20 protein-coding genes and 1 pseudogene are annotated in these 23505 nt (G+C 69.8%); 9 read left to right on the top strand and 12 right to left on the bottom strand.

The window, feature by feature from the left end; all coding sequences use genetic code 11:
- Positions 1 to 60 precede the first annotated feature (60 nt).
- Positions 61 to 933 (bottom strand): helix-turn-helix domain-containing protein, encoded by an 873-nt coding sequence (locus Apa02nite_RS28310; RefSeq protein WP_203827711.1) that lies wholly within the window; start codon positions 931 to 933, stop codon positions 61 to 63.
- 605 nt (positions 934 to 1538) lie between these two features.
- On the opposite strand from Apa02nite_RS28310, the gene Apa02nite_RS28315 reads away from it, so the two are divergent.
- Together Apa02nite_RS28315 and Apa02nite_RS28320 are read left to right on the top strand one after the other, a co-directional pair.
- On the top strand, positions 1539 to 1766 hold the full coding sequence (locus tag Apa02nite_RS28315) for a hypothetical protein (protein ID WP_203827712.1): 228 nt from the start codon (positions 1539 to 1541) through the stop codon (positions 1764 to 1766).
- 321 nt (positions 1767 to 2087) lie between these two features.
- Positions 2088 to 3767, top strand: coding sequence for a tannase/feruloyl esterase family alpha/beta hydrolase (locus Apa02nite_RS28320; RefSeq protein WP_203827713.1), 1680 nt, complete (start codon positions 2088 to 2090; stop codon positions 3765 to 3767).
- A gap of 112 nt (positions 3768 to 3879) precedes the next feature.
- Here Apa02nite_RS28320 and Apa02nite_RS28325 read toward each other — a convergent pair whose 3' ends face one another.
- Entirely contained in the window at positions 3880 to 4332 is a 453-nt protein-coding gene (locus tag Apa02nite_RS28325) for a hypothetical protein (protein WP_203827714.1), read from the bottom strand.
- A 262-nt stretch (positions 4333 to 4594) separates the two neighbouring features.
- On the opposite strand from Apa02nite_RS28325, the gene Apa02nite_RS28330 reads away from it, so the two are divergent.
- Positions 4595 to 6082: a tannase/feruloyl esterase family alpha/beta hydrolase gene (locus tag Apa02nite_RS28330; protein WP_203827715.1), complete on the top strand. Its 1488-nt coding sequence runs from the start codon at positions 4595 to 4597 to the stop codon at positions 6080 to 6082.
- A 107-nt stretch (positions 6083 to 6189) separates the two neighbouring features.
- Here the strand turns inward: Apa02nite_RS28330 and Apa02nite_RS28335 are convergent, their stop codons facing one another.
- The 3 genes from Apa02nite_RS28335 to Apa02nite_RS28345 all read right to left on the bottom strand — a co-directional run bounded on the left by Apa02nite_RS28335 (position 6190) and on the right by Apa02nite_RS28345 (position 8189).
- Entirely contained in the window at positions 6190 to 6966 is a 777-nt protein-coding gene (locus Apa02nite_RS28335; protein WP_307871987.1) for a DUF4232 domain-containing protein, read from the bottom strand.
- Positions 6869 to 7498, bottom strand: coding sequence for a M15 family metallopeptidase (locus Apa02nite_RS28340; protein ID WP_203827717.1), 630 nt, complete (start codon positions 7496 to 7498; stop codon positions 6869 to 6871). The genes Apa02nite_RS28335 and Apa02nite_RS28340 overlap by 98 nt, the downstream gene beginning before the upstream one ends.
- A 226-nt stretch (positions 7499 to 7724) precedes the next feature.
- Positions 7725 to 8189, bottom strand: coding sequence for a hypothetical protein (locus Apa02nite_RS28345; protein ID WP_203827718.1), 465 nt, complete (start codon positions 8187 to 8189; stop codon positions 7725 to 7727).
- A gap of 260 nt (positions 8190 to 8449) precedes the next feature.
- Here Apa02nite_RS28345 and Apa02nite_RS28350 point away from each other — a divergent pair, with 260 nt between their 5' ends.
- The gene (locus tag Apa02nite_RS28350; RefSeq protein ID WP_239164632.1) at positions 8450 to 9073 is read left to right on the top strand and encodes a hypothetical protein; all 624 of its coding nucleotides are present in this window, start codon (positions 8450 to 8452) and stop codon (positions 9071 to 9073) included.
- Between the two features lie 34 nt (positions 9074 to 9107).
- Here the strand turns inward: Apa02nite_RS28350 and Apa02nite_RS28355 are convergent, their stop codons facing one another.
- From Apa02nite_RS28355 to Apa02nite_RS51990, 3 genes and pseudogenes are all read right to left on the bottom strand, one after another.
- Positions 9108 to 10070, bottom strand: coding sequence for a hypothetical protein (locus tag Apa02nite_RS28355; RefSeq protein WP_203827719.1), 963 nt, complete (start codon positions 10068 to 10070; stop codon positions 9108 to 9110).
- Positions 10071 to 10147: 77 nt separating this feature from the next.
- Positions 10148 to 10927, bottom strand: coding sequence for an FAD-dependent oxidoreductase (locus Apa02nite_RS51985; protein ID WP_307871988.1), 780 nt, complete (start codon positions 10925 to 10927; stop codon positions 10148 to 10150).
- 101 nt (positions 10928 to 11028) lie between these two features.
- A pseudogene (locus Apa02nite_RS51990) lies at positions 11029 to 11271 on the bottom strand (NAD(P)-dependent oxidoreductase); the annotation flags it as partial.
- 91 nt (positions 11272 to 11362) lie between these two features.
- On the opposite strand from Apa02nite_RS51990, the gene Apa02nite_RS28365 reads away from it, so the two are divergent.
- On the top strand, positions 11363 to 11845 hold the full coding sequence (locus Apa02nite_RS28365) for a MarR family winged helix-turn-helix transcriptional regulator (protein WP_203827720.1): 483 nt from the start codon (positions 11363 to 11365) through the stop codon (positions 11843 to 11845).
- Positions 11846 to 11889: 44 nt separating this feature from the next.
- On the opposite strand, the gene Apa02nite_RS28370 is transcribed toward Apa02nite_RS28365, so the two are convergent.
- The gene (locus Apa02nite_RS28370) at positions 11890 to 13656 is read right to left on the bottom strand and encodes an ankyrin repeat domain-containing protein (RefSeq protein ID WP_203827721.1); all 1767 of its coding nucleotides are present in this window, start codon (positions 13654 to 13656) and stop codon (positions 11890 to 11892) included.
- A gap of 91 nt (positions 13657 to 13747) precedes the next feature.
- Here Apa02nite_RS28370 and Apa02nite_RS28375 point away from each other — a divergent pair, with 91 nt between their 5' ends.
- The 4 genes from Apa02nite_RS28375 to Apa02nite_RS28390 all read left to right on the top strand — a co-directional run bounded on the left by Apa02nite_RS28375 (position 13748) and on the right by Apa02nite_RS28390 (position 17735).
- The gene (locus Apa02nite_RS28375) at positions 13748 to 15607 is read left to right on the top strand and encodes a glycoside hydrolase family 15 protein (RefSeq protein ID WP_203827722.1); all 1860 of its coding nucleotides are present in this window, start codon (positions 13748 to 13750) and stop codon (positions 15605 to 15607) included.
- Between the two features lie 18 nt (positions 15608 to 15625).
- Entirely contained in the window at positions 15626 to 15853 is a 228-nt protein-coding gene (locus Apa02nite_RS28380) for a hypothetical protein (protein ID WP_203827723.1), read from the top strand.
- A 92-nt stretch (positions 15854 to 15945) separates the two neighbouring features.
- Complete coding sequence (locus Apa02nite_RS28385) at positions 15946 to 16599, top strand: Bax inhibitor-1/YccA family protein (protein ID WP_203827724.1); 654 nt, start codon at positions 15946 to 15948, stop codon at positions 16597 to 16599.
- Between the two features lie 209 nt (positions 16600 to 16808).
- Entirely contained in the window at positions 16809 to 17735 is a 927-nt protein-coding gene (locus tag Apa02nite_RS28390) for a hypothetical protein (RefSeq protein WP_203827725.1), read from the top strand.
- Positions 17736 to 18372: 637 nt separating this feature from the next.
- On the opposite strand, the gene Apa02nite_RS28395 is transcribed toward Apa02nite_RS28390, so the two are convergent.
- The 3 genes from Apa02nite_RS28395 to Apa02nite_RS28405 are packed head-to-tail and all read right to left on the bottom strand — an operon-like array spanning position 18373 to position 23314.
- Positions 18373 to 18723: a CU044_2847 family protein gene (locus Apa02nite_RS28395; protein ID WP_203827726.1), complete on the bottom strand. Its 351-nt coding sequence runs from the start codon at positions 18721 to 18723 to the stop codon at positions 18373 to 18375.
- 8 nt (positions 18724 to 18731) lie between these two features.
- On the bottom strand, positions 18732 to 19196 hold the full coding sequence (locus tag Apa02nite_RS28400; RefSeq protein ID WP_203827727.1) for an LppP/LprE family lipoprotein: 465 nt from the start codon (positions 19194 to 19196) through the stop codon (positions 18732 to 18734).
- A gap of 2 nt (positions 19197 to 19198) precedes the next feature.
- Positions 19199 to 23314, bottom strand: coding sequence for an ATP-binding protein (locus Apa02nite_RS28405; RefSeq protein ID WP_203827728.1), 4116 nt, complete (start codon positions 23312 to 23314; stop codon positions 19199 to 19201).
- Between the last annotated feature and the right edge of the window lie 191 nt (positions 23315 to 23505).

A 23505-nucleotide genomic window follows, 5' to 3' on the forward strand; every position in this document is an offset into this window, starting at 1 on the left:
GCGTCACAGGCTTGCCCGTAATTCCTCAAGGGGAGCAGCTGGAGCGGGACCCGCCCGCCGTCACCCGGCCAGTTCACGGTAGTGGCGGCGGTACTTTTCGAGCAGTGGAGCAACGTCGGCGGTAGCGATCTTCTCGAGTTCGTCGAAAACCCGGCGGTAGGCTGTGATGTCGTCATGGCCGCGGCTTATCATCGCAGTGTTGAAAACATCAATCACGATGCACGAGTCGTCAAGCAACTCAAAACCATGAATAAGCGGGAAAGGGATCGGTGCGTCCGACGGGATGATTCTGAGAGTGGCATTTTCCTGGTCCGCCACTTGGCGGAGGCGCTCGACTTGGGCCAGCATGTGGATGGGTTCCGCCACCCGGCTGCTCAAGGCGGACTCCCCGATCATGAAGTAGAAGCGGCGGTCTCGCTCCTCGAGGACCTCTTGGCGGCGCACACGCGCGGAGACCGCCTCCGCCACGCTCGTGACTCGCCCGTCACGTGGCCTGCGGCCATAAATGACATCGATCGAGGACAGGACGGAACGCGCGTATTCACTGGTCTGCGCCAGCCCCACCACGACGTTCGGCTGGAAAATGCGAAATTCGCGGGTCTTCGCTTCGATCCGGGCAACTTCAGACTGAATGCCGCCGACCGCACCGGTCGCCTGCCGCCAGTCGGTCATCCGGTTGTATGCGGTTTCAGCTTGGCTGATCAGCCGATCAGTGACCTCCCGAGAGGCACCGAGCGCGCGGGCAATACGGGCAATATCCTCAGGTGAAGCAGACGCCTGTCCCGTTTCTATTCGGGAAATCTTGGCCTGGCTCATTTTTACCAAGAGGCCGAGCTGCTGTCCGGTGAGGCCAGCAGTACGACGCAGGCGCGCGATCACCGCACCGGGCGATTCGGACGAGCCGCCACCATCATTGGCCGACTCCGTACTCATGTTCGCCTCCTCACTCGGTGCGGCGATCTCACGGTGAGGCTGAAGGTCACCCGGCAGCTAGGTGAGCAGCCGTCAGCAGCTCAGCCGGAATCTCCACCAACAACTCGCCCGGGGCAAGCGTCACCCCGCTCTGTTGCGCATCCACGGCATATCCCTGGATCAGGATGGTTCCGCGGTCAGACCTGAAAACCGTCGGGCACGTTCCACTCGAACAGGTGGTTGCCAGGAGCTCAAGTGCCGGACCCGTGCCATCGTTGGCCTCGTTGCCAATGCTGATCATAGTTGCTCACGCCACCGTTCTCTCTAGGGCCTGCGCTGCGAAAACACCGGCCAGAAATATGTGATCAGACTGAGGGGCACGCCGCTCATGGCTGCGACCCCGGTAACGATCAGTCATGTTTCTACCTGCTACCTAGCCGTTTGTCACCTCTATGTCCGTTATTCGCGTCTGCTGCATATCCGCTTGTGGCGAGTTCAGTCACGCCTCAGCCTGAGCGTAGGCGCTCCATCGGGCGCCGCCCCGGCGAAGTCCAAGATCGATTCGTGGAGCGCGCCAACCAGCCGTCCCGTCTTTCTCGGATGGAGCACAGCCCTAGGAGGTCCACATGTTCGAGCTCGCCGTAGCCACCACCGCTGGCGTATCGCCTCTGTCGGCCGGGCAACTCGCGATCCCGCTCGCGGCGATCTGCCTCGTCGCCGCCCTCTTCAACGTCAAGCAGGCGCTCGCCGCCATCGGTCCTCTCGTACGCGCCCTCGCCGCGGCGACAGCAGCGGCGATCGCCGTCGGTATCGCGCTCATTCTGATCATTGCCGTCATGGCGCAAGGCCACTGACGTGACCGGTACGCGCGTCGCCACAGTCCTCGCCGCCGCCGACAGTTCCCGCCGCCTACGGCTCTGGCGAGCGCTGCGACTTGCCGTCAAGGCTCGGCGCCTGACCCGAGGGAACGCCGGCCCCCTGGATCCATCGCCTTGTTGCTGCGCACCTGCCGGGTATTGACACCCACCCATGGCCATATTTAGCTTTCCGTGCTCGTGTCGTGCGGTCGCAGGCGTCACCGAGGTCCCGCGATTGCGCGTACGCCGCGAAACGGGGGGACACCTATGCGCGCTCTTGTCCGGGCTCGGACGCTTGGAATCCGGGCACTGCCGGCCGTGCTCGCCGTCCTTGTGATGGCCGGCGGTGCCCAGGCCGCGCCCCGCTCGGCCGCAGCCGGGGCGTTCTCCGAGGCAGACGGCCCTCCCGTGGTGCTGCCGAAGATCGACTGCGCGGCCCTCGCCGGGCAGGACCTGTCCGGGATCCCGGACGCTCCGGCGGTCGTCGGGTCCGCGACCGCGGCGACCTCCCCGGACGGCTCGGCAGCCTGCGAGGTCAAGGGAACCGCCGCACCGCAGATCCAGTTCGACGTGTACCTCCCCACCGAGACGTGGCGGCAGCGGTATCTGCAACTCGGGTGCGCGTCGCTCTGCGGGAACATCGACTTCTACGCCGACGCGACCGACGGGTGTGTGCCGCTGACCCGCGGCGACTTCGTCCTGGCCACGACCAACCAGGGCCACGTCGGCGTCGCCGGCTTCGACGCCACCTTCGGCGCCGACCCGCAGCTGCGGGTCGACTTCGGCTACCGGGCCGATCACGTCGTCGCGCTCGTCGCCAAACGGCTCATCACGCTCTACTACGGGCAGGCTCCGCGCTACTCCTACTTCGACGGCTGCTCGCAGGGCGGCCACCAGGGACTGACCGAGGCGCAGCGCTACCCACACGACTTCGACGGCATCGTCGCCGGCGCCCCGGCATCGCTGCTCACCTCGCTCATCGTGTGGTCCACCGGCTGGCACGCCACGGCGAACACCGACGCGCAAGGCCGGCCCATCCTGACCGCCGCCAAGCTTCCCGCACTGCACGCCGCGGTCCTGCGCGAGTGCGACGCCCGCGACGGCCTGGCCGACGGCCAGATCGACGACCCCCGGGCCTGCACGTTCGACCCGCGCAGCCTGCGCTGCCCGACGGGAACCGACGATGCGAGTTGCCTCACCGACGCGCAGATCGACACCGTACGAAAGTTGTATGACGGACCCCGAGACGAGCGGACCCGGCGGATGTACCCGGGCGGTGAGCCCGTCGGCTCGGAAGCGAACTGGGCCCGCTGGGTCACCCCGACCGCAAACGGCACCCCGGCCGTGGCCGGGAACAACGCGACGAACGCCCTGAAGTACCTCGCCTACCCGTCCGCCCGCCCGTCGGCGACACTGCACGACCTGCACTACGACGCGGCGACGTTCCACGAGATCTACCAGCGGGCCGGCATCTACGACGCGACAAACCCCGACCTGACCGCCTTCCGCGCCGCGGGCGGCAAACTCCTGCTCTGGCACGGCTGGGCCGACCCGGCGATCTCCCCCTACGGAACGATCGCCTATTACCACGCCCTGATCGAACGCATGGGCGGGTCGGACGCCACGCAGCGATTCGCCCGCCTGTTCATGCTGCCGGGCGTCGCCCACTGCGGCGGCGGCCAGGGCCCGGACGCGATCGACGCGCTCACCCCCACCCTCAACTGGGTCGAGAACGGCATCGCCCCCGACCAGCTCATCGCCACACAACGCCAGGACGAGACCGTCACACGAACCCGCCCGGTCTACCCCTATCCCACCGTCGCCCGCTACGACGGCACCGGCAGCACCGACGACGCGGCAAACTTCGCCCCGACACCCCCACCCACCCGCTACCAGGACGACATCCCGTGGCTCGGCTCGTTCCGCTCCGGCTACGAGCAGACCTGCACCTGGCACAACGGCCGCTGGACCTGCACCCCGGCGCCCCGGCCGAGCTGACTGGGGCGGCTCGGCGTCCTGCTCCCCGACCGTGGCCAGGGCCTGCTCGATCCCGGGCTTCATCGTGGACCGTCGTGGACGGCGGGCGGCGGGACGCACCTGATCCGCTCTTTCAGATGTGGGGCGAGTTCCGGGCCTCGATGGCCGTGACCGTGTTGCCCAACGCCTTGTCGAGCTGGCCCTTGGCGACCGATCCGAGCAGGAATCCGACGATCTTCCCCTTGAGGTTCTTCCCCTCGCGGATCACCACGGCGTTCAGTTCGGTCAGCCCGTCGGGCCGCCGGGTCAGGGTGTAGGTGTGCCCCGACGCTCCGCCCCACAGGTTGGAGTCGACGGTCGTCATGACGATCCGGTTCGGGTCCGACCAGTCGTACTCCAGTCGCTCCCAGACGCCACCGGAACCTTCCGTGACGTCAGCTCGGGTGGCGCTCCTGGAGTGCACCGTCAGCTGGTCGTCGGCGCTGGCGGTGAAGAGCGTCGAACGGCCTGGGCCGAAATCGGTGATCCCGGCGACCAACTGCTCAGGCGTCGCGGTGCTCGTCTTGGTCATGCGAATGATGGACATCGGTGTGCTCCGGTTCGGTGGTTTCGAGTACCGCACCAGCATCGCGTTCTCCGCGGGCCACCGAGCCGGTGGAAGACCCTGGTCCCGGACCCTGGTGTGCCCGGGACCGCGGGCGATCTGTGGAACGGTCGTCGCCGCACAACCGTGGCGCAGGAACAGCTCCCGGGCGACTGCCGGGATCTCCGCGCGGGTCGCGGCCCGGGGGCCGACCAGTGATCTTCCCTGGCTCGGGCGGGCACCCCCGGCGGTGAGAGTCCTTGGCATGAGACGACGACTACTACTGATCGCCGCCGCGATCGTCCCGCTCTCGGCCGCCGCCCTGGCGCCGATGGCCGCGAACGCCCTCAACCGCGCCGAGAGTGCCTCGACGTCCTGCCGCACCCTGCCGGTCAGCGCGCCGGCGGGTACGCGAGTGGCATCCGTGACGGCGGTCGCCCGTCCCGGGGGAAGCGTCACGATCCCCGATCAGACACCGCTGCCGACCCCGGCCGAACCGATCACCGGCGTGCCGGCCTGGTGCGACGTCACTGTCACCCTGACCCACCCTGGCGCGAACGACCACGTCACGGTCAAGGTCTTACTGCCCACCGACCCGAAGAACTGGACCGGGCGGCTGCAGGCCACCGGCGGCAGCGCCTACCAGGCCGGCAATCTGGACGGCCCGGAGCTGGTCACCGCGGTCAAGAACGGCTATGTCGGCACCGCGACCGACGCCGGGGTCAGCGACAACCCGCTCGACACCAGCTGGGCGCTGAAAGCCGACGGCACGGCGAACACCGCGCTGGTGACCAACTTCGCCTCCCGCTCGCTGCACGACATGACCGTCGTCGCCAAGAGCGTGACCACGTCCTTCTACGGCAAGCCGGCCGATTACTCGTACTGGAACGGTTGCTCCACCGGCGGCCGGCAAGGCTACCTGGAGGCGCAGCGGTACCCGGACGACTACGACGGTGTCCTGGCAAACGCTCCCGCGGTGAACTGGGACCGGTTCGCGATCGCCACGCTGTGGCCGCAGGTCGTCTACAACGAGGAGAAGGTGGCGCTGACCGGCTGCGAGCTGACCGCTTTCAACAATGCCGCGGTTCAGGCCTGTGACACCGACGACGGGGTCAAGGACACCATCATCGGGGACCCGCAGACCTGCCGCTGGGACCCGAGGAGGTTGGTCGGGGCCACTGTCGAATGCGAGGGTCAGACGCTGACCATCACCAAGGCCAAGGCCGACGTCATGCGCAAGATCTGGGCCGGACCGGTCGCCCCGAACGGCAAGAAGCTCTGGTACGGCCCGAACAAGGGCGCCGACCTGTCGTTCTACCTGGCCAAGGCGGGTCAGCCGTTCTTCGTCGCGGACTTCTGGGCGAAGTACTTCGTGACCCGGAACCTGTCGCTGGACACCACCAAGCTGACCTACACGAGTTTCGCGAAGCTGTTCGCTTCCTCCCAGCGGCAGTTCAACCACGTCATCGGCACCGATGACGCGGATCTCCGGGCGTTCCGCAACTCCGGCGGCAAACTGCTGACCTGGCAGGGCCAGTACGACGAACTGGTTCCCACGCAGGGCACCGTCGACTACCGGGAGCGAGTGGAGCGGCTGCTGGGCGGCAAGGCGAAGGTGGACCGGTTCTACCGCCTGTTCCTGCTGCCGGGCGTGGCGCACTGCGGCGGCGGCACGGGGCAGCAGCCCGGTGACGCCCTCGGCGCCCTGGTGAAGTGGGTCGAGATGGGCAAGGCCCCGACCAGCGTGTACTGATGTCGCAGTGGAATGCGAAGCCGGCCCCGGGGAGTTCTCCGGGGCCGGCTTCTGTCACGGCCTCATCCGGGCCAGGCTTGGTCCGGCTTGGTCCGGCGGGACAGGATCTAGCGGCGTGCGGTCGGCGAAGTGGAGGCGGCGGGGAACAACTGCCAGGAGCTGACCGCGAGGCGGCCGGTGCTGCCGAAGTCGAGGGCGGCGTCCGGTTCGATGGTCTGGGCGGGACGGCCGGCGAGGGGCTCGATCCGCAGGTACTTACCGTTGGCCGGCGGTTTCCGCGTGTCGTCGTAGGTGTTGCGCCAGGCCACTGCCGTGCTGGCTCGCTGGCCGGGACGCAGGGTGACCGGCTTCGGCGGGCCGTCCCAGGGCATGCTGCCGAGGATCTCGGTGACACCGTTGAGGACCCGCAGGTCGAGCACGGCCCCGTCGTCGTCGAGTACTTGCACGGCCGGGTAGCCACTCAGGCGGTAGCTCTTCGTACCGCAGTTGACCAGCGTGATGCTGAGCACGCGCAGGCCCGCCGCCGCGTCACCGCCGTCCGGCTGCACCCGGACGCCCTCGGGCGGGCAGGCCGCTGACAACAGCCCCGGAGGCGACGGCGACGGTGTTGCCGAGGGAACGACCGATGGTGTGGGGACCAAGGGTGACACTCCGTCGGCCGTGCCGATGGGACGTGCGCAGCCGGCGAGCAGCACGACCCCGACAAACGGGACGGCACAACGGAAGATCCGAGATCCGATCACCGGGCCATCCTGCCCGGCCGAGGCAAGAACGTCCGCACCGCTGTCAGACAGGGGCCTCGAAATGCTGGTAGTCCTTGAGCGACGTCCAGTCCCCGCCCCAGGTGAAACCGTGCGTGGTGAATGCCCGCCACACCGGGTCACCGTGCTTGATCATGCCCGGCCGGACCTTCTCACGGTTCATGAACGCCTTTCCGGCCGGCGGCTGCACGACCGTACCTTTGACGTAAGGGTTCTCCAGCGTATTGAGGTCAATGGCCTTACCGTACGAATGCACCGAGAAACCGCTCGTCGAACCGGTGATCGGCCGGCAGTTGAACCCCGAGGTGTTGTCGGCGGCCATCGACGCGTTGTCATCGGCACCGAACCGATCCACCGGAAGCATCGTCCTGATCGGAAAACGCATCGAGTACAGCGTGTGGAAAACCTCCACCACGCTGCGCGCCACCGCTTGGTTGACGATCAATTCGCCGCGGTGCCGGACACCGTCGAAGCCCCAGTGCGTCAGCTCCACACGGCGCAGGTCCGAGATCCGCACCGGGCAGCCGCGGCGCCACGAGACTCCGGTCATCGCTTTCGCGGCGGCGACGTCAATGGCCTGGATCGAGGCCCGGTAGCCGTCGTCGGCCGCGGCGGGTGCGGCAACGCCGATCGCGCCGAGAACTGCGCTGGTCACGGCAGACATGATCGAGGCAAGCGAGGAAGGACGCACGCCCCGATACTGTCAGCCCCCACCGCAGTCGGCGTCGTTTATGACCACAGTGGCCTCGTCGTGAAGGGCCGGCGTCACCCAGCCGAGGTAACCATCGTGCGCGGGCGTCGTCGTACAGTGAATGGCCCTGATCGATCGGTCCGAGCGCCCGCAGTTCCGCCCATTACTGCTCACGGTCGCCACCGGGATATCAGTCGAAAACCGACAACGGCAGTCGTACGAGCGGCGGAACCCGCTCGGCGGCTCGGCTCTCGAACCACACCAGGACATCGTCGCCCTCCACCCGAGCGGCGACCTGGGCGTCCGGTGCCGGCCAGCGCTCGTCCACCTCCCGGACAGCCTCATGGATGGCTTCCAGAGCGGCCACGGCCGCACCCCGCACACGTGTCCGGCGTGGCATCGGCACCCAACTGCCGAGCCCCCAGGGCAACCAGACACCTCGCTGCCCGATGCTCAAGATGACGTCGCCGTCCCCGCCGCTGACGTCCCAGAATCCATATTCCTCGCCGGGCGCTGCGGTGCTGGGCACCGCCCAGATCTGCAAACCGCCGCCGGTACCTACTCTCGTGTCAACGCTGCGGACACCGGCGGGTAGGTGCCCCGCCAGCGCCTCGATCAGCCGATCGAGCAGTCGTCGCCCAGCGATTCCCTTCACGGCATGATCCAACCAGCCGGAAACAGCTCGGGCAAACCCTCGATCCGGACAGTCGAACGACCCACACGGCCGACCGGGCACAGCGAACCAGAATCACGCCTATGCGGGATGCCGTTCGTGCATCACGCGTACGACCACCCCGTGAGCCGTCTCGTACCGCTACCCGTTCAGCCTATGGCCTCGGTCGGCCCGGAACACCTGTTGCCGGGACCGAGCGACTGTCGCAAGCCGCAAGGTAAGCCGATAGGCGCCGCCGTTTCGTGCGCGAGCTGGCCGACGTGCTCGGCGGCACCTACCGGGCCGACACCGAGGACGAGGGTATCGTCGCGTCACTCGACGAGCTGGCCGGGCCGCAGTTCGACCCGAGCGACGTTGACCCTCTGGTGCGCGAATTCTATGAACACACCAGCCGCTTCAAGCTCACCATCGTGCCCGAGTGGCGGCTCTGGGTCCGCCCCGGCTACCTGCTCTACCGCAATCTGGTGGCGCGCCCGCTCGGCCAGGCCAACGTACCGATGAACCAGCGCGAAACCATGCGCGGTGTCCGCAGCCGCATCGACACCATCACCCTGAAAGATCAAGAGCAAGTCGGCGTACGCGGGTGGATCCGCTCGTTCGCCGACACCGACGAACCGATCTATGTCGGGCATCTACACCACATACCGGCATGCGGGCCGCGGTTACGTCAGTGTCGGCTTCCCGGTGCCGCACGGCAGTTTCACCGCCACCCTGCTGCCACTGCCCCGCCTCGGTGGAGGGCTCGTGCTCACCAGCCGCAGCGACCTCGCCCATCCAGGCCATTATCTGAGCTCCATCGACCCGCGAACCCGCGATCTGACCACACCATCACTTCTTCACGAACCGAGCCGAATGCGGGCCCCTGACAATCTGCCGTAGGCGACTTCCCTCGAACAGGAATCAGCCGAGCTCCGCGATCAGGCGGCGGAGGCTGTGGAACGCAGGCTTCGGCGAATAGTCGCTGCGCAGTACGCCGAACCGGTGAAAAAGGTCATCCTTCGAACTGTCCGCATCGCGCAGTGTGAACAGTTGCCAGTGCGTCACGTTCAGCTCCGCCCGCAGTCGATACACCGTCCGGATGATGGTTTCCAGCACCACTGCCTGCTGTTCCTCGGGCCGGCCTGGGCCCGTTGGCCAACCGTTCTCACAGATCCGGATCGGCACAGTGGCCGGAATCCCCGCTGTCACCAGGGCTTGCTCACGGAAATCGCGCAACAGCCGCTCCACTGTGCCCGGCAGCGCGTCGAGGCTCACCCGAGGGCCGAACACGTCTGGGTAGACGTCGATCCCTGCATAGTCCAGCGCCGCCGCGAATGATGGACCACCGGACTTGTGCACCCCGGTCCAGAAGTCGCTCACGGCGGGATCGATGTCGGGCACGACCGCGAACCCGATCGCCGCCGAACCGCCGGTCTCACGCTTGGCCGCGGCGCCAGCCAGCACGCCTTCGACCATCGCGTCCAGGGCACCGGGAAACGCGCCGTCGGCTGCAGCGCCGGCCCAGGTCAGATTCGGTTCACCGGTGACCTGCACCGCCGACAGTCGCCTTCCGTGCCGCTGGACGACCTGGGCCACGAACGCAGCCCATGCCGCCACATCGCCGCCAGGATCCCGATAGCAGAGCACCAGGTCCCACGGGATCCCGCCCGCAGTGAGGGTTGCGATCTGCGAGTGCACCGCCGCGGTGGAGTCGGCGCCGGACCAGAGTACGTATATTCGCGGAAGCAAGGCGCGGCCTTCTCCCTGCAACTCGCGGACCATCCGCCCGATTGCCTCAAAGTCATCCGGCGGTCCCACGGCGATTCCGTCCGGTCCACCAGCGATCCCCAGCGGGAAGACTCCGAAAATGAGCGGCGCCGTCATAGCACCGAGCCTAAATCAGAATCACATCCACGACCGGCCGGCCTTCCGCGCCGACCTCGGCCAGCAGTCCGGCCTGCTCAATCCCGGTCGTTGATCGGTCTCCGCGGGTTGTTGAATCGCGAGGCGAACTTCGCGGTGAACAGGTCGGCGCCCTTGCGTTCGTAGACCATCTGCGCCGTGGCCGGGGCGGCGCCGTCCGGGGTGGGGAGCTGGCCGGCTCCCCCGTACGTGCCCAGCGGGAGCAGGATCCTCCGCTCGGCCGTCGGCGACCAGACGGTGCCCGGCTGGTCGCCGGCGAGCTGGGCGGTGATGTTCTGCACCACGACCTCGGCATGGGTCATCGCGTAGGACGCCATTTTGGGATCGGGCAGAGCGGCGATGTCGCCGATCGCGTAGACGTGGTCGTAGCCCTGGACGTTCAGGCGCTCGGTGACCGGAACGGTCGCCTGCTCGGTCAGTGGCGTGAGCGTCCCGTCCGCCAGGTAGTCGGTGGTGGTCCGGACGCCGAAAGCGCGGAACCAGATGTCCGCCACGATCTCGTCGCCGTGGTCGGTGGTGACCGCGACGTGGCCGGCCCGGCCGGCGTCGATCGTCGGTGGTGCGGTCAACCCGGTGCCCAGGTGCAGCTCGACACCGAGCTTGTCCAGCTGGCGGCGCAGGTCGTCCTGCACCTCGGGCAGGAAGCCGGGTAGCAGCTGATCGGTCCGGTCGACGACGACCACCTGCTTGTCCGGCCAGACCTCCTTGATCTCCCCGGCGAGTTCCAGGCCGACCGGGCCGGCGCCGAGGATGAGGACGCGGTGGGTGCCGGCCAGCTCCTGGTGAGTCTCGCGGAGATCGTCCAGCTGCTCGGCGATGCTCGTTGAGCCAGGGTGCGGCTTGGCCGGATAGAGGTGTAGCCGGAACCGGTGGCCAGCACGAGGTAGTCGGCCTCGACCCGCTCACCCGAGGCGAGTGTCACGCCGCGCGGATCCACCGAGACAGCCCGGTCGCGGATCACCCGCCCTCGTTCGAGCAGGGTCGCGAACGAGAAGAAGGCGTTGGGCGCCCAATCCGGCTGGGTCAGCGCCCGCAGCGACGCTGCCGCGTTGACGAATGCCTCCCGGGGGTCGATGAGGGTGACGTCCGCGTCAGCGTCCAGCGCCTTGGCGACCAATGATCCTGCGTAGCCTCCGCCGACGACCACTACCGTGCGATTCATAGCTGCTCCTTGCTGCAGCGCAGTGAAGTTGACGCGACAACTCTAGCTCGCAAAGTTGTCGCGTCAACTCCCCACCGATAAGATTTTCGCCATGACGAAGCCCTTGGAGCCGGCGGAGTGGGAGCTCTGGCACATCTGGATGCAGGCGCAACGCCTGCTGGCCCGCGAGCTGGACCGGCACCTGCAGCAGGACTACGGCATCTCCAAGGCCGAGTTCAGCGTGCTCGTGTCGCTGCACCAGGCGGCCGGCGGCCAGTTACGCGTCGGCGAGCTCGCCGAGTCGCTCGCCTGGGACAAAGGTCGTGTCGCCCACCAGCTCACGCGGATGGAGGGCCGCGCACTCGTGAAGCGGATCGACAACGGGACCACCGGCCGCCGGATCGGGGTCGGACTGACACCCCAGGGCCGCAGCGCCGTGCAGAAAGCCATCCAGGGCCACGAGGGCAACGTCCGCCGATACTTCTTCGACCAGCTCACGCCCGAGCAGGCCGCAGTCATCCAGGTGTGGAGCCGGCAGGTGGTCGACCGGATCGAAGCGTCCGGCGACGAAGCCGCCGCCGAGGATGCCGGCTGACGTCAGCCGGGTCAGCACGACCCGGCCGGTCCGACCGAAGGTGATCACGGATGGCGGCTGAGCCATGCGGCGTGCGCGCGGGCCGACTCCGCCATCTGGCGGCGCCAGTGGAGCCGAGCGGTGATGGCCGCGCTGTCCTGCAGGTCGGCGATCGCGGCGAAGACATCCGGGCGAGCCGTCTCCAGCCAGGCCGTGATCGGCTCGCCGGTGCTCCCCACCGTCGCGTCCTGCCGGGCGCCGGCCGCGATCAGGGCGCGGATCACCGCGAGGTCGCCCATCCCGTACGCCGCGGCGACCAGCGGGGTCACCCCGGCCACGTCGGCGCCGTCGGCGTCGAGGCCCTCGGCGAGCAGCCGGGCCAGCAGGGTGAGGTCACGCAGGTGCGCCATGAAGTGCAGCAGGGTACGGCCCCGATGGTCGCGGGTGTGCGCGGAGACACCGGCGTCGAGCAGCGACACCACGCCCTCGGTGTCGCCGTGCAACGCCAGCCGCATCAGGTCGCGGCGCTGCTCGGTCAGCCGGCGCGGCAGCCGGGCCTGTCGGGCCGGGCGGACGGGCGGGGCCTGGGGGACGGCGGGCGTCACGGATACGGTCGCCGCCCACGGATCCGGGAAGTCGGTGTCGTTGCGCGGGGAACGGGGCAGTCCGGCGGGGCCGTTCTCCATGGCGGTCTTGGCGGCGAAGCAGCCGCTGCGACTGCCGCCGAACGTGACCAGCATGGTTTCGCGCTGTTGCTCCTGTTCACTGTGCGGAATGTGTACGCGCCCGCCCACCCAGCGCACCTCGTGCCAGGCGCCGCCGCAGCGCACCCGCACCGGGTCCGCCGACGGGCGGCCGGGTCGCGGTGGCCCGGCCGGCGACGCGGTGGCGGACGGGAACAGCGCCGCGTGGATCAATGGGTGCAGGTGGTCCGGGTCGATGAGTCCGAGGTGGATCAGCAGGGCGTCGAGCGGCAGGCCGAGGCGTTCCAGCGGGACGTAGGCGTCGCGCGGTGTGTAGGTGTAGAAGTCCATGGCGAGCCGTCCACCCCCGGCCGGGGTGAACGACAGGTAGGACTGGTCGCGCCACCCAGCGACGACCTGGCCCGGGGTGGTGGTGGCGGCGTCGCGGACCGCGCGGACGATCTCCGGCAGCCGATACCAGAAGCCGAGGGCCATGTGCCGGTTGATCTGTACCTGCCGCTGCGGGACGTCGACTCCCAGCTCCGCCCACGCCCGCACGAACCGTTCGGTGTCGTGCAGGTCCCCGACCAGATGGTCGTGCGGACCGGGCCCCAGGCCGTACCAGCTCAGCAGCTCGCCGGCGTGGCGGGCGTCCCACACGTGACGGGGCAGGTCCCGGTCGACGGCCATGTGCCACGTGCAGGGCTCGTGGCCGGAGTCGTCGCGATGGGTCTGCGACGGACGGGAGGTCAGCGGCTCGGCCGCGAGGAACAGGCGCAACTGCTGACGGCCGTAGCCGGTACGAGGGCTGCCGACGACGAGGATCAGGTCGTCACGGTAGCGAGCCAGGACCGACAGGCGACGTGGCGACAGCGCGGTGTGGCCGGTACTCGGTCGCCGGGGCAGGTGCCAGCGCAGCAGATCGGGGGCGAAGTGCTGCAGATCCTGCTCGACGCGGGCGGCTGCTGTCGTACCAAAACGGCTTTTGATTCTGGAAAGGTCCAGATCAACCGCGACGTCGGCGGCGGAGCAGGCACCCCGCCAGTCACCGGCGAGGCGGCGTTCGGTCGCCCGGTGGATCATCGGGGCGGGCACCGCGTAGCGACGGACGGTGCGCCAGCCCCGCGTGTCGGCGTCAGTGAGGATCACCGTGACAAACTAACGCTGCGCAGGACGGGACGACGCCAGTCATCCGCTGGGCATGAGGCGGGCCGGTCGGCGGAGGCCGACGCTGGGCCGCATGACCGGCTACCCGCTCATCGCCGACCACGGCCTCATCGGAGATCTTCAGACGGCGGCGCTGGTCGCCACGGACGGAACCGTCGACTGGTTCTGCGCTCCCCGGTTCGACTCGCCGAGCGTCTTCGGCGCCCTGCTCGATCACGAGCGCGGCGGGCACTGCCGGGTGCGCCCCACCGTGGACGTGTTCACCACGAAACAGCTCTACTTCCCGGACACCGCGATCCTGGTCACCCGCTTCATGACCGAGGCCGGTGTCGGCGAGGTCATCGACTTCATGCCGGCTGCCGGCGGCGAGGTCGCCTCGGACACCCACCGGCTGGTCCGGATCATGCGCTGTGTCCGGGGCCGGATGACGTTCGCGATCGAGATCGCCCCGCGGTTCGACTACGGACGGGAGCCGCACGAGACCCACGTGGCCGACGACGGCGTCGTCTTCCGGGGCAGCCGCACCTCGATGACGGTGAACCTGGTCCGGGAACCCGACGACGACCGCCGGGCCCGCACCCTGCTGGACGCCGACGGCGACCTGCACGCCGAGCTGTCGCTGGAGTCGGGGCAGATGCGCGGCATGGTGCTGGAGACCGGTGTCGCCGGGCCACTGCACCCGGTCCGGGTGGCGGAGGCCCAGCGGCTGTTCGACGACACGGTCGCCTTCTGGCGGGCCTGGCTGCGCAAGTCCACCTACTCCGGGCGCTGGCGCGAGATGGTCAACCGGTCGGCGATCACCCTCAAACTCATGACGTACGCGCCGAGCGGCGCCCTGATCGCGGCACCGACCGCCGGGCTGCCCGAGCAGATCGGCGGCGAACGCAACTGGGACTACCGCTACACCTGGGTGCGCGACGCATCGTTCTCGGTGTATTCGCTGCTCGGCCTGGGGTTCACCGAGGAAGCGGCGGCGCTGGAGCGCTGGCTCGGGGACCGGGTCGACGAGGGCCGGGACGCCAAGAACGGCAGCGGTCCACTCCAGATCATGTACCGCGTCGACGGCTCCGGCGATCTGACCGAGGAGGTGCTCGACCACTGGACGGGCTACCGCGGATCGTCGCCGGTCCGCATCGGCAACGCCGCCTCCGACCAGCTGCAACTCGACATCTACGGTGAGGCGCTGGACAGCGTCTACGCCGCCGACCAGAACGGGGTCGAGGTCGGCCACCAGGGCTGGAAGCGCATCGGTGAACTGCTCGACTGGGTGAGCGAGAACTGGGACCAGCCCGAGGAGGGCATCTGGGAGACCCGCGGCGGACGGCAGAACTTCACCTACGGCCGGCTGATGTGCTGGGTCGCCCTGGACCGCGGCATCCGCCTGGCGACCAGGCACGGGCGCCCGGCCTCGCTGCAACGCTGGCAGCAGGAACGCGACGCGATCTACCAGCAGATCATGGACCGTGGGTGGAGTCCGACCCGGCGGGCGTTCCGGCAGCACTACGACACCGACGTGCTCGACTCGTCGCTGCTGCGGATGTCCACGACCGGTTTCATCACCCCGACCGATCCGATGTGGCTCTCCACGCTGCAGGCGATGGACGCCGAACTGGTCACCGACAGCCTGATGTACCGCTACGACCCGTCGGCGTCACCGGACGGTCTGCGCGGCTGCGAGGGGACGTTCTCGCTGTGCACGTTCGCCTACGTCACCTCGCTGGCCCGGGCCGGCCAGCTCGACAAGGCGCGGGTGACGTTCGAGAAGATGCTGACGTACGCCAACCACGTCGGTCTCTACTCCGAGGAGATCGCGCTGACCGGCGAGCAGATCGGCAACTTCCCGCAGGCGTTCACCCATCTCTCCCTGATCGACGCCGCGATCACCCTCGACCGTCTGCTCGACCGTTCCCCGGCCGCTGATGAGATCGGCTGAGCTGCGCCCACCCTGGCCGTGCTCGGCTCCCGCGATCCGCCGCTGCGGCGGGTGCGGGAGGTGGGCCGGCTCGCGCCGCCGCAGGTGACGATCGCGGCCATCGACGGCGCGGCCCACGCGATGAACTTCAGCCGTCCCGGCGAGCTCGCCCACCTCATCGGCTGCTGGCTCGACGGGCGCGACATCACCGACGACCCGGATCAGCCCGGCCTCACCCAGGTCCTGCGCCTGGACATCGGCGACTGACCCGGCTCGTATCTCACCCCTGGCGGGCGGTGCCCGGACGGCCGCGCCGGTCCAGAGTGGCAGCGAGTACACCTCGATCGCAGGGAGTACCGATGGACAACACCTACCCGTACCAACCGGCCCGCGTCGCTACCGAAGGCAACACCCTGTTCGCCCGCACGATGGGCTACGTCTCGGCCACCACCGGCCTGTTCGCCCTCGGCGCCTACCTCGGTCGCAACCTGCCCGGGGGCGTGGCCTTCCTGGCCTACCTCGCGGCGTTCGCCGCCCTGATCGCCATGCAGTTCACCGTGCGCCGGTCACCGCAGGCCACGGTCGCCCTGCTCGCCGCGTTCGGGCTGCTGATGGGCGTCGCGGTCGCGCCGACGCTGGTCTACTACGCCAGCACCGACCCGCAGGCGCTCTGGCAGGCCGGCGCCGCCACCGCGCTGTTCGTCGCCGGATTCGGCGCGGCCGGATTCGCCACCCGCCGCGACCTGACCGCGCTCGCCCGGATCTGCTTCTGGGCCCTGGTGGCACTGATCGTCTTCGGCATCGTGCTGATCTTCGTGAACATCCCGAACGGCGCTCTGATCTACTCCGTGCTCGGCCTGGTGATCTTCGCGGGTTTCATCATGTTCGACTTCCAGCGACTTCGACGTTCGTCGGACATCGCCTCCGCACCGCTGCTGGCGGCATCGATCTTCCTCGACATCCTCAACGTCTTCCTGTTCTTCCTGCGGATCTTCCGCGGCGGCAACCGCTGACCCCGGCCCGACCGCCGGCGCGCGGCCGGGGCTGCCCTCTGGCGCTGCCGCGCGCGGGTCAGTGGATCGTCCATAGCGGAGGGCCACCGGCTCGGCAATCCGCTGATCGAGCCATCACGGAAGAGTGATGCTTCCGCTACCTTCTGTGCTTTCGGTGGCCGTGGGCGGCCGCTCCCGATGAGACACAGGAGGGTCTCATGCCTATTACCGTGACGCTGAAGCAGCTCGACGCTCTGTCCGCCACGAAACCGGCGAACAACCCCGCGCCGGAAGACGTCTTCGACGACTATGTCGTGCTGCGCGAGGTACTGGCCCGGTACCTGACCGCGCAAGACCTGCGGGATCGCCACGAGTTTCTCATCGACCTGACCGAGCTCGGCACCGATTGGATCAATCGGCATGCGGCCTTCCACGACACATCGGCGGAGGGAAAGGTCTGGTCCGGCCTGGTGAAGCGGCTGGTGGACGAGGCCAACACGGAAACCTCGGCACTCGGCCGGCAGCTCGCCGAAGAGATCTACGAACCGGGCGGCGGTTCGTTGCCGGACACCGCACCCGCCATTGCGAAGTACAAGCTCAGTCAGGCCGAGCACAAGGCGATCAGAACGTACATCGGGTCGGCGTACGTCTACATCAATCCGGCCACCGCCTATGACCGGGCCTGGTTGCGCAGCCAGCACTCGCCCCTGGATTTCCTGCAGAGATCAGAGACCCAGATGCTCGAACTGGGCGGCCTGCACGGCGCACTCGCGATCTCGGGTCTGCGCAAACTGCCCTTGTACGACAAGGACGTCTACCGCGGCATGGCCTTCACTCCCGCCGAGTGGGCGGAGAAGTCGAAAGAGTACGTGGTCGGGCAGCCGTTCACGCTGAAGACGATCACCAGTACCAGCACCGCTCCGGGCGTGGCGGTGGACTTCATCACCAGAATCGCGCCGGGCAAGAACGCCGCCCGCACGGTCGGCGTCCTTCTCAACCTGCACGACGCCGGTGGACACGACACGCTCGCTCTCAACGCGAACGAGATGGAGGTCATGCTGCTGCCCGGCACGCAGCTGTGGACCGAGTCGGTGTCGGCCCCGGCCGCCAACCAGCCGTGGTACGAGATCGTGGCCAGCGGGAACGCTCCGGCCTGAGGACGGGAACCCACGGCCCGGGTCCGGGCCCGAGAAGCACGGCGACACGCCGAGAAAATCTGTGGCCCAAATGCTAGATATTCTGGCGAGTACTGGTTAGTGTTCTTCTTGTCGAACACAGAGATCGCTGAAGACGCAGACGATCGGACTGAGCGTCAAGCAGGGCCCGGCACCACGTCGTGGCTCGCTCGGTCCAGTGATTGAGAACGACGCAAGGCAGGTAAGACCCTGACGTAAGTCCAGGTCAGGGCGGATCTGGTGGGGCCGATGCAGGTTCAGGGCCGCACCGGGAAAGACCGCCTGTCGCACGTGCCCGGGGCCATGAAGTCGCGTGGGGTTCCGGCACCGGCGGGCAGCAGTATCGGAAGAAGAGGAAAGGGAGGGCTGGACACCGTTGGATCGCCCGCTTCCCGAGCGCAGTTCACCTCTGGGGCGGACACCGAAATTCCATCGTACGAAAGGTGGTCTCCGGTCACGCTTACGCGATCCTCGCACCGCACGCTGCTCATGGCGGCCGGTGTGGAAACGACAAGCCGACGACCCCGTCGGTAAATGGTGGTTCGACCTGTAAACCCGGGCCCCGGCGCATCAGCGCCGGGGCCCTCGTCCATGCCCTGCCCGACGACAGATGCGGGCATCACCGCTTCGTGTCGCGCCCCCACTCCAGGGTCACGGTGAAGTTCGCCTCGGCCGCCGACTTGGCCAGCATCACGCCCAGTTCCCCGGAGACCTTCACCTGCATCTGGACGATCACCTTGTCCGGCGCCGTCGGCATGCTGGTCAGCCGGTTGATCGCCATCTCGCCGAAACGCCGGATCTGATCGATCGACTCCTCGACCCGGCCGGCCAACCGGCGGGCGTCGTCGGCGCGCCCGACCGGGCGAGGGTCGGCCGCGAACGGCGAGCCGTTGGTGGGGCCGGGCACGTCCGGCTGGACGGCGAGCAGTTCGCCGTTGCCGTACATCAGGACGCTGACCTGCTCGGGCATGAATTCTCCTACTGATGGTTGGGGTCGGCCGGGATCGGCGGGGTGATGGTCAGCGTGGTGCCGGTCAGGGTGGCGGTGTGCCGGCGCGACGGGGCGCTCGGGCAGCACTGGGCGTCGCTGCCGGCGTACTGCGGCAACTCCAGCCGCACCGATGTGCCGTCCTGGCCGAGGATCTCGTACCGGCCGCCGTGCGTGGTGCCGGCCAGCCGGCCCTCGTCGAAGAAGAAGACCTGCTGGTAGCCGCCGTCAGCGCTGCCCGTGCCGACCGCGAGGAACGCCCGCAGCGGCCCGGGCGGCACGGTCGCGGGCTCGTCCGCGGTGAACCCCTTGCGGCGGATCTCGGCCAGCACGGCCCGGTAGTCGAACGGGGCGCGCGACGCCGGGGCGGCGCTGGTCTGCACGCCCCAGCCCGGAGCCTGCCGTGGCGCCGGTTCGGCCTTCGCCGACGAGCAGCCGGCCAGCGCCAGCGCCACGCTCAGCAGGGATCGACCAGCCAGGGCACCGGGCCGAGACGCTCCCGTGCCCGGTCCTGATGGGACGTGGTCATCGCGCACAGCTGTTGCCTCCATAGGTCGACGTCGGTCGGGTACACCTCGACCGCGCCGTGGCGCACCACGGCGAACCGCTTGCGGTCGTGGGTGAGCAGCACGTGCCGGGCCTCACCGGGCACGCGGGCGGAGCCGTCGGCCGGCCACAGCCGGTCGAGGTCGGGTGACAGCCCCCAGTCGGCGAGCACCCGCGGCCAGCCGGCCACCGAGTCCGCGTCGTCCGAGGACAGCGGGCGCGAGGTGAACTGACCGACCGCGCCGGTCGCCTCGGCCGGTGCGGCCGGCGGGTCCCGGTCGAGCACGTTCCGGCCGAGATCGACCTCGTCGGTGCCGCCCTCGCCGATCACGACCGCACGGTCCGGTGACGGAAAGACCACGTTGCGGGTCTCACCGCCGGACATCGGGCCCCAGGCCGGACCGGTGGTGCCGCGGTCGACGTCGAGCAGCTGGAACCCGGAACCGTCCGGGGCGACCACCGCCACCTGGCTGGATGCCGGCCTGGCCGCCAGCACGGTGGTTCCCGACTCGCTGCGCCCCGCCGCGGACGACAGGGTCAGGTGCCGTGGCGGCGCACTGCCCAGCCTGGCCGGATAGATCAGAAGATCGTCATTCGATCGTACGACGATCCGGCCGTCCCCGAGCACGGTGAGCGCCGAGCGCGGTTCCCCCGGATCCACCTCGGCGGTGACCACGGCTGTCCCGGTGCGCCGCAACCCGGGCAGCTCGTAGCGGCTGACCTCGAAGGTGGCCGCCGTGCCGGGCCGGGCCAGCAGTGCCACGAACGAGCCGTCCGGGGCCATCTCGGCCGTCCCCCGGTCCCCCGGCGTGCCGGTCTGGTCCACCGTCACCGCCGCCCGCGCGGAGCCGTCCGGGTTCAGCAGCTCCAGCACGTTGTCGTCGTGCAGCGCGAGCAGGGTCCCGTCGGGGCGGAACCGGGCGAACGAGATCTCCGCCGTGCTCCCGGGCGGCCGGGCCGGTGGCCGGATCACCCGCACCACCCCGTCGCCGGCCGCCGCGATCAGGTCACCCACCGCGTAGGGGCCGTCGGCGTCCGGGCGCCCCGGCGCCTCGGCGAGCTGCCGCGCCCCGTCGAACAGGAAGATCCGGTGCATCGTCGGGAACCCGGTGCCGACCTGCTCCCCGGTCACGTTGTCGACGCAGAGCACCCGCCGGCCGCTGACCGCCGCGGTCAGACGCCCGCACCGGCCCTGGACCACGGCCGGGTACCGGCGGCGGGTCACCGGGTCGAGCAGCTGCTGGGAGTTGTCCTGGAAGTGGGCCAGCAGGGTCGGTGTCCCGAAGACCACGTGGTCCGGCGACGCGGCGGGGCGCATCGCTCGCACGGTGGTGGTGCCGGGCTTCCACAGCAGCGGTTCGAAGCCGTCCGACAGGCCGTCGCCGTCGGTGAGCCCGGCCACGACCCAGCCGCCGGGGCTGAAGCCGAGGTGCTCGATCGGGAACGGCACCCCACCGCGCAGAGCACGGTTCCAGGTCGTACCGGAGCTCAGGTCGACGACGCGTACGGCGCGGGACCGGTCGGCCACCGCGGCCAGCCGGTGTCGCGGGCCGTCGAAGGCGAGCGCGTGCACCGCGGTGCTCTCGCTGTCGGTGCTGGCCGGCCCGGTCAGGCGCCGCACGACCGCCCAGTCGGCCGCCGCCCGGACGGTGATCTGCCCGGTCCGGTCCCCGGTCGCCACCAGCGTCCCGGCCGCGGCCAGCGCCGTGACCCCGGTCTCGTCGACCACCCGGCGCGGACCGTCCGGGCCGATCCGCCAGCCGGTCAACCGGCCCGCGGTGTCGGCGATCAGCACCAGGTCCCCGGCGACGGCCAGCTGTGCGACCGGGCCGGTGACCGGCAGCAGGGCCGTCGTACCGGCGTTGTCGAGCAGGTCGTCGAGCACCGGCCGGATCGTGTCGGTGCGGCCGCGGGCCCGGGCGGCGGCCAGCTCCAGGATCGTCCGGGTCGCCTCGTCGGTACGGCCGATCTGCGCGGCGGCGCGCTGCAACCCGTCGGCGGTGCGGTCCCGGGCCACCGGGAACAGCACCGTGACCGCGGTGACCAGCAGCAGTACCGCCCCGGCGGCGCCGGTGGCGACCGTGCGCCGGACCCGGCGCTGCCGCTGCTCGTGGGCCAGCGAGGCGCGGATGAACTCCTGCTCCACCGCGGACAGATCGCCAGGGCGCTCGTGCAGCCAGCCGCGCGCCGCCCGCAGCATCACCCCGCTCAGCAGCGCGTCCTTGGCCCGCCCGGCGATCCAGTGGCGCAGCGCCGACTCCAGCTCGGCGTGCCACCGCCGGAACGCCCGGTCCGCGGCGATCCAGTCGCGCAGCCGCTGCCAGTGGATCAGCAGCGCGTCGTGGGCGAGCCGCACGCTGAGCTGGCCGTCACGCTCGCTGACCGTGATCAGGCGTTCGCCGGCCAGGCGCTGGGCGACCGGCCAGTACCCGGGTGGCAGGTCCTCGACCGGCACGGTGGCCCGGGTGTCCTGCAGCGCGTCGTCGCCGACCCGGACGAGCCGGGTGAGCAGCCGCGGCGCGATCCGGCGCAGGTCGGTGCCGAGCCGTCGCAGGGCCTCGTCGCCGATCCGGGTCAGGATCCGGGCGACTCCGCCCAGGCGGAAGTAGTCGTCCGGACCGATCGGCGAGTCGGTGGCCCGCTGCCACAGTTCGCCGGCGGTGAGCTCGATCAGGGGCAGCAACTGCCCGGGTACGCCGTCGGTCGCGGCCGTGGCGTCGGCGACGATCCGGGCGACGGTCTCCGGGGCGAACCGTACGTAGCCGCTGAGCTCGGCCGGGCGCCGGATCGCGGTGGCGAGCTGCTCGGGCCCGAGCGGCGCGAGCACGAACGGCTGCTCGACCAGCGGCGCGGGCAGGTGGGTCGTGGCCATCGGCAGGTAGTCGTGGCGGACACAGGCGAGCACGCGCATCCGGTACCCGCCGCCGGCGGGCCGGTCGGCGGTGTGCGGCAGCAGCAGTGCGAGCAGCTCACGTGCCGTCGCGGGGTCCTGGACCAGCAGCTCCTCCAGCTGGTCGATGATCACCACGAGTGGGGCCGGCAGCGCGCTCAGCACGTGGCCGAGGCCGTCCTCACCCAGCAGCCCGGCCAGGCGGGCCGCCGCTTCGGGGCCGGATCCGCCGGTCAGCGGCAGCAGCGCGTCGGCCAGCCGCGCCGCGCTCGACAGCGCCGGGGCGCCGGCGTCGACGTACGAAACAAGGTGATTTTGATCTTTGAGGGTGGGCACCAGGCCCGCTCTGACCAGCGACGACTTGCCGACACCGGGCCCGGCCAGGACCAGGGTGACCGGATTCGCCCGCACCCGGGCGGTGAGCAGGGCGGTCTCCCGGTCCCGGCCGAAGAACCACTCGCGGTCCGCCTCGTCGAAACAGTGCAGGCCCCGGTACGGCTGCGGGGGCCGGCAGGCCTCGGCCAGCTCCGGCCACATCCGGTGGATCTCGCTGAACGGCAGCGCGTAGGCGGTCTGCCAGCCCAGCCCCTGCTCGCTGCTGAGCACGATCCCGAACGCGGCCCGATGCGCGGGCGCCCACAGCGGGCCGCCGCTGTAGCCGGAGACCACGCCCATGCGCGAGCGCGGGTCGACACCGAGCTGGATCAGCCCGCCCGCGGTCACTCCTTGGCAGGTGGTCTCCAGCCAGAACCCGGCCTCCCGGTTCTCCGGCACGCCGAACAGCCGGAACGTCGTCCCGGCGGGCGGCACCGTGCGCAGCACCGGCGCGGGTCGCACCCCGGCCGGCGGTTCGCTGTCGAGCACCAGACCGGCGAGGTCCCCGGTGAGCTGCGGGCGTTCGGGGGCGAAGAACCTCACCCGGGCGACCCGCTCCTCCCCCGGCGCGACCAGCGGGAAGTCGATACGGACCGGGTCGCCGTCGCGCGGCTCGCGGCCCAGCGCGAAGCTGACGTTGTGCCCGGCCGTGACCACGTGCCGAGCCCCGACCAGCACGGCCGCGCCGACCGGCACGCCGTCGCGTTCCCGCAGCACCCGGACCACGGCCACCTGGCTGGGCTCGCGCAGCAGCCGGGTCACCGGTGGCACTCGGCGGCGGCGCTCATTCTGGACATCGCGTCCCAGGATCGGGCGGGGCCGAGATCCACTCAAGACACCCGGTGCGCTTTACCTCGATCGTGGGGGCGCGGCGCCCGGGGCCGCAGCCCGGGGCCGGGTTCGCCCATCAGGCCGGGACCTGGGCGAACCGGCTCACCGCGGCCGCGCCCACC

This window comes from Actinoplanes palleronii (genome assembly GCF_016862315.1).
Lineage (GTDB): Bacteria > Actinomycetota > Actinomycetes > Mycobacteriales > Micromonosporaceae > Actinoplanes > Actinoplanes palleronii.